The 12,231-nt window shown below is 42.1% G+C and carries 8 protein-coding genes; 3 read left to right on the forward strand and 5 right to left on the reverse strand.

Annotation, left to right across the window (positions count from 1 at the left end; translation table 11 throughout):
* The first annotated feature begins 256 nt into the window (after nucleotides 1-256).
* Together K245_RS0113830 and K245_RS0113835 are read left to right on the forward strand one after the other, a co-directional pair.
* Complete coding sequence (locus K245_RS0113830) at nucleotides 257-2,098, forward strand: ATP-binding protein (RefSeq protein WP_027359734.1); 1,842 nt, start codon at nucleotides 257-259, stop codon at nucleotides 2,096-2,098.
* Nucleotides 2,082-3,434, forward strand: a complete 1,353-nt coding sequence (locus K245_RS0113835) for a sigma-54-dependent transcriptional regulator (RefSeq protein ID WP_027359735.1) — start codon at nucleotides 2,082-2,084, stop codon at nucleotides 3,432-3,434. Before K245_RS0113830 ends, K245_RS0113835 begins: the two co-directional genes overlap by 17 nt.
* 233 nt (nucleotides 3,435-3,667) lie before the next feature.
* On the opposite strand, the gene K245_RS0113840 is transcribed toward K245_RS0113835, so the two are convergent.
* The 4 genes from K245_RS0113840 to K245_RS0113855 form a co-directional block, all read right to left on the reverse strand.
* Nucleotides 3,668-6,781 carry an efflux RND transporter permease subunit gene (locus K245_RS0113840; RefSeq protein WP_027359736.1) on the reverse strand — a complete coding sequence of 1,038 codons (3,114 nt, stop codon included), beginning with the start codon at nucleotides 6,779-6,781 and terminating at the stop codon, nucleotides 3,668-3,670.
* A complete protein-coding gene (locus K245_RS0113845; RefSeq protein ID WP_027359737.1) occupies nucleotides 6,781-7,956 on the reverse strand; it encodes an efflux RND transporter periplasmic adaptor subunit in 1,176 nt (391 codons plus the stop codon). Before K245_RS0113845 ends, K245_RS0113840 begins: the two co-directional genes overlap by 1 nt.
* Before the next feature lie 220 nt (nucleotides 7,957-8,176).
* Nucleotides 8,177-9,499: a TolC family protein gene (locus tag K245_RS0113850; protein ID WP_027359738.1), complete on the reverse strand. Its 1,323-nt coding sequence runs from the start codon at nucleotides 9,497-9,499 to the stop codon at nucleotides 8,177-8,179.
* A 372-nt stretch (nucleotides 9,500-9,871) separates the two neighbouring features.
* Complete coding sequence (locus K245_RS0113855; RefSeq protein ID WP_035277271.1) at nucleotides 9,872-10,480, reverse strand: TetR/AcrR family transcriptional regulator; 609 nt, start codon at nucleotides 10,478-10,480, stop codon at nucleotides 9,872-9,874.
* Nucleotides 10,481-10,617: 137 nt separating this feature from the next.
* Here K245_RS0113855 and K245_RS0113860 point away from each other — a divergent pair, with 137 nt between their 5' ends.
* On the forward strand, nucleotides 10,618-11,553 hold the full coding sequence (locus tag K245_RS0113860; RefSeq protein ID WP_027359740.1) for an alpha/beta hydrolase fold domain-containing protein: 936 nt from the start codon (nucleotides 10,618-10,620) through the stop codon (nucleotides 11,551-11,553).
* Between the two features lie 394 nt (nucleotides 11,554-11,947).
* Here the strand turns inward: K245_RS0113860 and K245_RS0113865 are convergent.
* The coding region (locus tag K245_RS0113865) for a transposase (RefSeq protein WP_027359741.1) at nucleotides 11,948-12,231 on the reverse strand (284 nt) is incomplete at its 5' end.

Raw genomic sequence — 12,231 nt, forward strand, 5'->3', positions numbered from 1 at the left:
CTTCGCCGGAATGACGAGAACCCGAGCTTTTGCGACCTTGTCAAATTTCAAGGTCACCTTCAAGAGAAACGCTTCTGGAAGAGATCCATTTTACAATGACTTGAGATCATGCTTGTTATTCATCAGGCAATATCATATATTTAATAATTAATTATCTACTTAAACACAGCCTCAATATTATTTTTAAACTTAAAAATCAGATATATTACGACTTTTTCCCATAACATATCTTTACTTGGATATTGCCGGGCAGAATATGAACGATGAAGATTGCAGAATTCTGATTATTGAAGATAATCCCTTTGATTTCAAGCTAACAAGTAAACTTCTCGCCAAAAGCAACGTCACTTATTCGATAGAGTGGGCCAATACTCTCGGAGAAGGGATTAAAAAACTGGGGGCTTTTGTCTTTGATGCCATACTTCTTGACCTGAATTTACCTGACAGCAATGGCATCGTGTCTTTGATGACCATAAGGAGCCTTGTTCCAACTACGCCGGTCATTATCATCACTTCCCAGGATGATGAAAACACGGCTGTTCTTGCATTAAAATCAGGAGCTCAAGATTATCTTATCAAAGGGAAAATAGAAAAATTCCTTCTTGAGCGCTCAATCCGTTACTCTATTGAACGCCAGCAGGCCGCTTTCCGGCTTAAGGTGCAAAATGATTTTCTCATGTCCATACTTGAGTCATTGACACACCCTTTTATAGTGGTAGAAGCTCAAAATCACACGATTACAATCGCAAACTCATCGGCAAGAAAAAACTGGCTCAAGGAAATGATTTGTTGCAGCGAACCAGACCAGGCAAATTCCCGTCCCCATCCGTGCTGGAAAGACTCTTGCCCTGTTAAGGCTGTAATTGAGACTAAAAAGCCGGTCATGATGAAGCATCATTATAAAGATGATTTTGAAAGGAACATGACGAACGAGGTTCACGCATTTCCTGTGATGGACTCTGAAGGGAGAAATGTTAAACAGGTAATAGTCTATTTTCTTGATATATCCGAACAGGAAAATTCAAAACGGAAATACCAGCGCCTCAGTACCGTGGTACAGCAGTCCTCGGACAGTATCCTTATCATGGATACGGATGAAATTATTCAATATGTTAACCCTGCTTTTGAACAGATGACAGGCTATTCAGGAAGCGAAATAGTCGGGCGGCCCTACAGTTTTCTTGCGAGCAGCAAGCACACAAACGAATTCTTCAGACACATCCGGACAACACTGGAAAAAGGACTAAGCTGGAGCGGCGTTCTTATAAGCAGAAAAAAAGACGCTACCATGTATGAAGAAGATGTGGTGATCACTCCGGTAAAAAATGAAAAGAAGCAGATCATTAATTTTGTTTCGACCTCGCGGGACATCACGAATAAAAAACGACTGGAATCCATAGCAGAAGCAGCTAACTTGATGACCAATATCGGTTACATTTTTTCGGGGATCCGCCATGAAATAGGGAATCCAATCAATTCGATCAAAATGGCTCTGACAGTTCTTAATAACAATATCAATAATTATACTATTGAGATGATCAAGGAATTCACCGAAAGATCCCTTGAGGAGGTTCTGAGGGTTGAATACCTTCTCAAGGCTCTTAAGAATTTCAGCATGTTTGAAAATCTTGATATAAAAAAAATAAATCTCAATGACTTTCTTAATAATTTTACAGGTCTGATCAAAGAGGATTTTCTTGAGAAAAACATCACCATAAAAAAAATATTGGCGCCAGAGCCTGCTCATGCCTATGCCGACCCAAGAGCCTTGCATCAGGTGCTTTTGAACCTTGTCACTAATGCGGTTGATGCGCTTTCCGAAATTGAGTCCCCTGTCATTATTCTGAAACTGGAGAAAAAAACACGACTTTTCATAATTGAAATTTCGGATAACGGATGTGGCATGACGCCTGAGGAGCACTCTTATCTCTTTAAACCATTCTATACGTCCAAGCGTAACGGTACAGGTCTGGGACTTGTGATAGTGAAGAAAATGCTTTCAAAAATGAACAGTACAATCAAGATCCTGAGTGAAAAGGACAAAGGGACAAGCGCAATGATTTTTATTCCGGAGGACAAGATTGGCAACTGCTGCTAAAAAAAGGCTTTTGATCATTGATGATGACCGTCTGTTCTGCGATTCTGCAAAGGAATATCTGTCAAGTATTCCTGTTGAAATCCATTTGGCAAACACAGGACAAAGAGGGATTGAAATTTGCTCTGAAAAAAAAATGGATATAGTTCTGCTAGACCAGAAGCTACCGGACATCCCTGGTACGGATATCTATAAAACAATCATTTCAAAAAACGAACAGACTAAAATTATCTTCATAACTGCATTCCCGGATCTAAAAGGAGCGGTCAATGCACTGAAGGAGGGGGTTCACGATTACATAACAAAGCCGTTTGACCCCGAAGAATTGTCCATGTCTATTTTAAGGATGATTAGAACTATTGACCTTGAAAAGGTAGCCCAGATTCATGAATACACTCAAGGGCTTGAAACATTAGGGGCTTGTCTTGTTGGTTCAGGACATGTTGCAGAGGACCTGAAAAAGCTCATCGCTTGCGCTGCCGGAAGCCTTTCTCCTGTTTTTATAACTGGCGAAACAGGTACAGGGAAAAACAGAATAGCAAAAGCCATCCACTATGAATCCCCAGGCGCTGACAAGCCCTTTTTAACGGTAAACTGCGCGGCAATACCAGAAAATCTGATAGAATCAGAATTGTTCGGTTTGGAAAAAGGCGCATTCACAGGCGCTGTTCAATCAAAAAAAGGGCTTTTTGAACTTGCCGAAGGAGGAACTCTTCTTCTTGATGAAATTGGGGAATTGCCAGTTTCTGTTCAATCCAAACTGCTTGGCGTTCTTGATGAAAAGAAATATAAAAAAATAGGTGGCAGCAAGATGATTGATACAAATGTGAGAATCATCGCAGCCACAAATGTGGAAATTGAAAAAGCTCTGATGGAAAAATTATTCAGAAAGGATTTGTATTTCAGATTGAATATCATTCCTGTTCATGTTCCTCCTTTGAGGGAGCGCATTGACGACATACCCGGGCTTGCCGCACATTTCATGAACAAGTTTTCCAGGAAAAAAAGTTTAAAAATTGCCATCAACGAAATTGAGAAATTACAGGCCTACAGCTGGCCTGGCAATATAAGGGAGTTGAGCAATATCATAGAGAGATCTGTTATCCTCGGAACCGGAGATGAAATAAAACCTTCTTCTTTAATAAAAACAAATTGTTACTTAAAATACAGTCGGACGCCATCCCTTGATCATTCCTGCCATGTTTCGCTTAAACAGATGGAAATGTCCCATATTAAACATACGCTTGAAAATGTCTCAGGGAATTATACAAAAGCGGCAAAACTGTTAGGGATTTCCCGGTCAACACTTATGAGAAAAATCCAGGTCTACGGTCTTTAAAGATGACAATGTTCCCGTTAAGTGTTTAATACTTTTAATAAAAAAAAGCGGCCCGAATGGCCACGCAAATCTATGCAATCTTTATTTGTAATTGATGGTCTCGCAAAAAATCAAAAAAGGCGACGCGTCATGCCGGACTTGATCAGGCATACAGTATTTTCAAATACTTTTATATCCCGTGCCGCGCCGGAATGACTGGAACCGGATTCTTTGCTACCTTGTCAAAATTGGAATTATATCTTCTTAAGCCTTCTCAATTCCATTGAATAATATATTGTCGGAATAAGCACCAATGTCACAAGGGTTGAAACAGAAAGTCCTCCAAGCATGGTTATTCCAAGGGGATTCCATGTTTCTGCTCCAATTCCTCTGCTGAACGCCATTGGGATCATGCCGAAAATTGTGGTCAGAGTGGTCATGAGAACCGGCCGCAGCCTGCTCTTGCATCCGAGTGTGATTGCTTCTTTTAGCTCATATCCCCTGTCTTCAAGGAGATGTATGTAATCTATAAGAACAATAGCATTGTTCACCACAATACCCATGAGCATTATTATACCCATGAAAGCCATTACTCCGAGGGCGGTGCCAGTAAAAAAATATGCGTAGAATATTCCGGTAAATGCAAATGGCACTGCAAACATTACTATGAATGGATCTCTGAAATTTCTGAACAGCGCAGCCATGACCATGTAAACAAGTATGAATCCAAGAACCAGAAACAGTAGAAGATCCTTGAAAACCTTTTTCTGCTCTTCCACGTCACCGCCCATTGATACGCTTACTCCTGGAGGAGTTCCTATTTCAGAGATTATTCTTTTAACCTCTGATTTTGCGGTTCCAAGGGTGATTTTATAAATGTCGGCCTCGATCTTGATTATTCTCTGTCTGTTTTTTCTTTCAAGCTCAATTGGCCCCTGACCATGAACAAGCCGTGCGACATTGCCGAGCCTTGTCATTCTTCCGTCCTGAGTAAATAAAGGGATGTCCTGGATTGCATCTATATTGTCCTTGTCAGCCGTACAGAATCTTGTAAATATGTCGAATCTCTCGCCGCTGTCCCTTAATTCACTGGCCTCGTACCCATAATAATAATTACGGAGAGAAGCAGCTATCTGCGCCGAATTAAGGCCAAGGGCCGCAGCCTTGACCCTGTCGACCTCTATCCATATTTCTGGACGCGGATCTTTCTGGCTGGTACTCACATCAACAATTCCGTTAACATTTGAAAGTCTTTGAGAGAGTTCTTTAGCATATAAAGAGCCTCCTTCAGAATCGATGCTCTGCACTTCCACTGCAAGAGGCTTGTTGTTTGAGCCCATGAGAGCGCTCATGGTCTTGTTCTGGGCAAGAACCTGAACCCATGAAATTCCAGGAATCTTGCTGACCCTTTTTCTTAGTATTTCGGCGATGTCATCAACGCTTCTTTGTCTCTTGTCTCTGTCAACCAGTTTGAATGAAACCTGGCCGACATTAGGCCCCTGTTCAAAACCCAATGCGACAGCAAAACCGTCTTCGCTTTTGCCGTCTGTGGCGAAATAATGCCTTATCTCCTCGGGCTTGACGAGGGTATTAACCTCTTTCATGATTGTTTTGACAACTTCATCTGTTTGCTCAATTCTGGTTCCTTCGGGGAGTCTGAATCTGATGGAAATGTCGCCTGTATCCGGTTTTGCAAAGAATGCCGTGGAAAGATGAGGAACGAGCGATAGGCCGCTTGCAAAAATAGCCACTGCGGTTACTATTGTGAGGCGTCTGTTGGAAATCGCCCATTCCAGGTTTTTCTGATAAAGATTGTCAACATGCCTGAATCCCTCTTCACTCGCTCTTACCAGCTTGTTTATTATTCCACGTTTTTTAATTTCTTTTTCAGGATCTGGTTTTTTGAGCCATCTGGAGCACATCATCGGAACTATCATAAGGGCTGTAAATAGGGAGGCAATCAGAGTAACGGTCAAAACATAGCCAAGCACCTTAAAAAGTATCCCGGCAAGTCCTGATAAAAACATAAGCGGAATGAAAACAATTACTGTTGTCAGGGTAGAGCCTGTGATTGCGAGCCACATTTCAGCAGCACCTTCAACAGATGCAATATACGGACTCGACCCTGACTCAAAATGCCTTATTATATTTTCAAGTACGACTATACCATTATCAACAACCATTCCTGATACTATGGCAAGGGCCATAAGTGAAATCAGGTTTATTGTGTCTCCGTTTAGAAGCATGAATATAAAAGCAACAATCATGGAAAACGGGATCATCAGGGTTATGATAACAGACGGCTTAATTCTTCTTAGAAAAGCGAGCGTGACAATTATGACGAAAATAATTCCCCACAACAGGGAGTCTGTCAGATTTCTTACAGAATTAAGAATGTCTTCGGAATTGTCAGAAACTATATTGATTTTTACATCCGGTGGCAGTTCTTTTGACAATTTTTCAAGACGTGATTTGATTTTATCAATGACTTCGACAGTATTTTGACCTGCCTGCCGCTGAACCATTACAACAATCCCTGATTCTCCATCCCCCCACGCGTTGAATTCGGGCGGTTCAAAGTCATCAGACACTTTTGCGACATCCCTCAAAAAAACCGGATTACTCTTCCATGATCCAACAACCGTGTCCTGAACATCTTTTGCTGTTTTGAATCTGGAGGGAACCCTCATGAAATATTCCATCCCTCCTGTTTTAATGCTTCCGGCAGGAATATTGATGTTTTCCATGGCAAGGGCCTGGTTTATTTTCTGGATGGAAAGATTGAGGCCTTCCACCTTCTCTCTGTCAAAATAGACGTTGATTCGCCTTTTAAGCCCGCCGTAAAGAAGCACAGCGCCCACCCCGGCGACTCTTTTCAGTGCATCGCCGATATATGTATCAGTCAGATGATAAAGCCTCGGAACACTTTTATCCGCTGTGACGGTAAATGTAAGAACAGGGGCTGTTGCGCTGCTGAATTTGAAAAGCATGGGCGGATCAGCGTCTTTGGGAAGATGTCTTTTAACAAATTCCAGCTTGTCCCTGATATCATTCCCTGCTGTATCAAGGTTCGTCCCCCAGGCAAACTTGCATGCAACCATGGAAAGAGAATCCTGAGATTTTGAATTAAGTGAGTCAAGGTTACTGACGCTGCTAAGAACATCTTCGACAATTTCAGTCAGTTCAGATTCAACATCGGACGCGCTCGCACCTTTCCATGTGGTAATTACCGTAATTACAGGTGGTTCTACATGGGGAAGCATGTCTATATTAAGTCTTGTAGCTGAAAAACCACCAAGCAGAAGAAAGGCAAGAAAGAGCATCCATGTGGCAACAGGCTGTTTTACTGCAAATTCAGATACCCTCATCAGGAGGCCTCCTTGCCTTTTTCCGATATTTTGACAGTATCTCCGTCCCTCAGACGGTTATGACCCTGGACGACGACTTTCTCCCCGTTTTTTATTCCTGAAAGAATTTCAGCCCTGTCTTTTTCCTGTATTCCCACGACCACATTCTTCTGAACAGCTTTACCTTTTTCTATGGCAAAGACATAAAAACTGCCTGTTCCAGGTAGTTTTAGAAGTGCGTCGTTCGAAATCAGAGTTCCCTGCCTCTTTCCAAGTATGATGGATATTTCAGCGAACATTCCGGGTTTGAGCCTTGAGTTTTTATTATCCAAATTGACTTCTATTTCGCTCATCCGGCTTTCCGGCTTGACTTCATCTGATACTATGTCGATCTTACCTTCGAATTTTTCATCAGGAAAGGCATCGATGGACACAAAGGCTTTCATGTCTTTTTTTATTTTTGGAAGGTCCTTTTGAGTAATTGTGGTGACGATTTTTAAGGATTTTTCTTCTGATATTCTGACAACAGGAATATTTGGGGAAGACATTGCCCCTGGATCCACATATCTTTTTGTCACAGCCCCGGATATCGGAGCTGTTATTATATGATCCGAAGTTGCTATCTTTAGCTGCCTGATCGCAGCTTTTGCTTTTTCTATTTTTGCCAGCGCGGCTTTTTTGTTTTCTGACGCTGATTTGTACTGGGCGATTACTTGATCAACCTGTCTTGCCGCCACCGCTTTTTCGGCTAAAAGACTTTCCAGTCTGCCCTTGTCTTTTTCCAGCACTTCAAGATTGGCTTCCGCCCCCCTTGCCCCAGCCTCTGCTGCCTCGAGCTCTGCTTTTGCTTCTTCAAGCTTTGCAACCACAGTTTCGTTTTCAAGAAGGGCAATCACATCCCCTTTTTTTACATGGACTCCGGTTTCAACAAGAATTTCCTTGATAGTCCTGCCAGGTACTTTAGCAAAAACGTCAACTGATGATCTGGACTGGATATTCCCGGCCTGGGATATCATATCCGTTATCTCTCCTTCTTCAGCAACGTCCGCCACGACTGGAACACCTTCGCCTTCCGCAATTTTTCCGTTTTTTTTCTTCACGGCCGAGACAATTATATTGGCTGCTGTAAAGACCACGCAAAAGATGATGACCACTGCTGCCAGAGCGACTCCGCCCCTCATTTTCTTTTCCTGCATGTTTTTAAGCTCCTGTTAACCCGGAATCTTTTTCAATATGTAATTATTCAGCAAAGAGTTCATTGCCAATATAGGCGGAAATCAATACCTGATGGACTCGCAAAAAGTCAAAAAATGTCATTGGCGTCATGCCGTACTTGATCATTAATCAAATATTATCAGATACTTCCGGATTCAGGCCTTCGCCAGAATGACGAGAACCTGACTTTTTACAACCTTGTCAATACCTGCCCTGGGCTCGTGCAAGGGCAGCAAGTGCTATGTGACATCCGTACATTGACCTGTAAAAATCTCCTTCGGTTTTGCTTAGAAAAAGTCTGGCATCGAGAACGTCAGATGCTGTCGCCATCTGCTGGGAAAATTGCAGATTTGTGATTCTCCAATTCTCTTTGGCTTGGCTAAGTGCGGCTGATGCTGTTTTGTAATTCGCTTCGGCAACTCTCAATCTGGCCATAGATTCTTTAAGATCAAGGCGGATTCTGTTCTCAAGACCTGTTATTTTTTGCATTACTGCCCGCTTTTGTGACTTGAGCGCGTTTTTTTCCTTGATGGCCCTGCCGCCTTCAAAAAGAGTCCAGTCAGCCTGAAGTCTTACGCTTGAATTGAATCTGTTTCTGTAATCATGTTCAGTAGTTCCAGCATCCTTGCCGTTCTGTTCATATCTGCCAAGCAATGAAACTCTGGGATAAAGTGAGCTTTCGGCAAGTTTAATCTGGTGATCAATCTGCTCTGCCTGAAGTCTGAGGATGCTCATTTCTGGACGACTTTCAAAAGCTGCTTTTTCGTCATAAACCGCCCATTCAGGCTTGTCAGGGAGGCCCTTGATATCAACGAGTTCAACATCCTGATTCTGAGGGATATTAATAACAAGGAGAAGGTTCTGGTGGCTTATTTCCAAATCAGCCATTGCGTTTTCCAGATTATGGCTGGCAGAGGCAAGGCCGACCTGAGCCTTCAACACATCGCTATAGGGGATCATGCCCTGATCAAAAAATTTCCGGGCATCTCTTTCGTGCGCCTTAAGGCTCTCGACAGAATCCTTTGAAACACCTGCGAGCTTTTCGGCCAGAAGTCTTGATATAAAGGCATTTTTTGCCTGAAAAGCAGAGTCTGCTATAACGAGATCAATATTCTTTCTGGATATCTCAACATTTTTGCCGGCTATTCCGCATTGGCTGGTTATAGCAAAACCCGTGAAAATGGGCTGCACCGCAGTTATATCCCATGAAAAATTTGTTTTATCTTCAACCGGTATGCGCATTCCGCTGCCTGATGAATAAGGCTGCTCATCAAATTGTGTAAGGCTGTAGCCGGCTGATATTTTTGGTATTTTTAGCGTTTCGGTCGCCTCGAGACTGTGCGAAGCCGCAGATGATGACTCTTTTGCCTCAATGATTCTCGGATTGTTTTCAATCGCCATTTCCACTGCTTTTTTCAGGTCAAGGCCGACTTTTTCAGATTTGACGCATGTTTCAGCCTGCGCCGAAGCAAGGCTGATTTTAAAAACAAAGAGGCATATGTTTAATAATATTAAACGTTTCATGGCAACCAGCTTATTTTTTAATTATAAATTTCGGAAAGGGTGCGCCGCAAAAGGCAGGCATCCATGGTATGCGAAGAATATTTTAAGCCTGTGTCAGGCATAACTGAAAGGTGTTGCTCGTTGATACTACATCTTTGCATTTTCAGATACTAATGGAATCCAGCCTGCTCCTGAAAGACGAGACCTGGCTTTTTGAGACCTTGTAAAACTTAACTTTCCCTGCGTTTTCGGTTTGTTTTTTAATCAGGAACTGCCAGAAAGATGTTTTTGTACTACTTGAGGGCCTCTTTCCCGCGGGAAAGCTCCGAGTTATGGTTGCATAATATACGACTTTGACTGGCCTGCCTGTTTTAGCAAGAAGGAACTCAATGACTATCTGGTCTTGATGCGACTGTAAAAGATATCCAATATCAGGTCTGTGGTAATTTCCATGCTGTCAGGATGTTCAACTATAGAAACAAGAATGCTGTTGACCATACCGTCTAGCGAAAGAGCAAGAAGCCATGGGTCAAAATAGGTGAAAATCTTTTCCTTGATTCCTTTTTCAAAAATTCCGGCAAGACGTTTTCTGATATCCTGGTGAAGCTGGCGAATTTCTCCTGTGAGTGCCGCTCTCAGGCTGATATTGATTTTCATGCTTTCAACAAAGAAGATACTAAAAAACTGCCTGTTTTCAGTATAAAGTCTGATTTTGGTGTCAACCCATCTTTTCAGTATCTCTTCAGGGGAGCCAGGAGAGTCGAGAACATCTTTAAGAATTTCATAGAATTCGGACGCCTTTTCGTTTACCATGGCTTTATATAATTCTTCTTTGTTTATGAAAAAATTATAAAGTGTTCCAACTGAAAACTCGGCCTTCTGGGCGATTTCATTCATTGAGGTCTGGTGGTAGCCTTTTTCTGAAATAAGGCTTAACGCCACATCCATGATGAATTTTTTTCTCTGTATTAGTTCTCTTTCCTTGCGTGATAGCTCAGACATATTTTTTTGATACCGGGTTATGTTAAAGTGAATTATAATTCACAAAATCAGATTGTCTTTCATGAACCATAATTTTCAATATTTGTCAATGTTTTATTAGCTAAACAGCGTTAATCAATCTCCAATTGAGGTGATGTATGGGGTTAAATGAGTTGTCCGCATTTCTTGAAAAATGTAATGCCTTTATAAAAAAACAGGAACAGGACGGTACAAAACCAAGCCCAGCCCTTGCCAGGAAAGCCCTTGATGCTCTTGCTTCGTACGCTGGGGAATCCCCAGAAATTGCGCTCACCGTCGATAGAAATATTGAGGCCGATGGAAGAGTTATTCCTGTAAGAATTTATCATTTCTCTCCTGAGAAGAAATTGCCTGTAATGCTTTTCCTCCACGGAGGAGGTCATATGTGTGGGAGCATAGATACATACGATGTTTTATGCAGAAAAATGTGTCTTTCAGCCGAATGCGTTCTTGTTTCCGTGGATTACAGATTGGCGCCGGAATTCCCATATCCTGCCGGATTAGACGACAGCAGAGAAATCTTATGCAGATTGAATGAGGTACTTGAAGGCATTAACGCTGATCATGAAGTCGTTGTGATAGCAGGAGACAGTGGCGGCGGCACATTTGCCGCAACATTGTCATCAGAAGGCATAGTTGCCGGAACTTCGCCATTGGCAGGCCAGATTCTGATTTATGCAAGTCTTGATTACACAAAATCATCAAACTCATACAACAAATACTCAAAAGGCTATTTTCTGGAGACTGAAAGGGTTTCATGGTATTTTGAAAATTATTTTAAGAATAACGAAGACCGAGTAAAGGCATCCCCTCTGTTCATGCCGACAGATACTGTGCCTCCAACCCTGATTATTTCTGCGGAATATGACCCCCTGGTTGGTGACTCCATGAAATATGGATTCCACCTTGCCGGCACAGGCGTCCATGTTGAATATGTTGAATATCCCGAAATGATCCATGCCTTTCTTTTTCTTGAAACCCTTATCCCTGAAATTGCGGAAGACGCTTATGCAAAGGCCGGTGATTTTTTTAAAAGAATGACAAGCCGACCATGAATAATTGACAATTAATTCAGAATTTTAAATTAAGAGGCATTGTTTTTCATGCACGGAGATGGGCAGCTTAATTATGACAAGGTCGCAAAAAGTTCTATTACTGTCATTCTGGAGCAGACCTGAATCCAAAAGTGACTGATATTACAAAGATGCCGGATCAAGTCTGGCATGATGCTTAAGCATTTTTTAAACTTTTTGCGACTCCACCAATTATAAAAGCCCTGCAAAGGCTTTCATGATTTCGAACCCGGCAATAACACAAAACAGATGCCTGCACGTGGTTAAAACCATGAAGGTTTGGGAAAGGCCTCTCAAATCACTTTTCAAGAGAGTTCCCCATAAATCAAGAAATATCTTCTCGCAATGGCAACCAATAACACAAAACTTATTCTGATTACCACTCTGCTTCAGCCATAGAAAGCATGGTTGATGGCATGGGTGGAGTCCTAAGAGCAACATAAATCAGTCTGTGAATCATGGACGGCAGATCATATCGGCGATTGAATCTGTACTGAAATTCTGCCAGGTACCGCGGAACATGCTTGCGATTAATTGCATGATAAGTACCTTTGAGCGCATTTTTTAAGTTACCAAGTATTATATTGACCCATTTGAAGGATGGATGCTCTACAGCTGCTTTACCACCTCCAGTAACATGGGGTTCGTGCTGGAAACCAG

The sequence above is a fragment of the Desulforegula conservatrix Mb1Pa genome, assembly GCF_000426225.1.
GTDB lineage: Bacteria > Desulfobacterota > Desulfobacteria > Desulfobacterales > Desulforegulaceae > Desulforegula > Desulforegula conservatrix.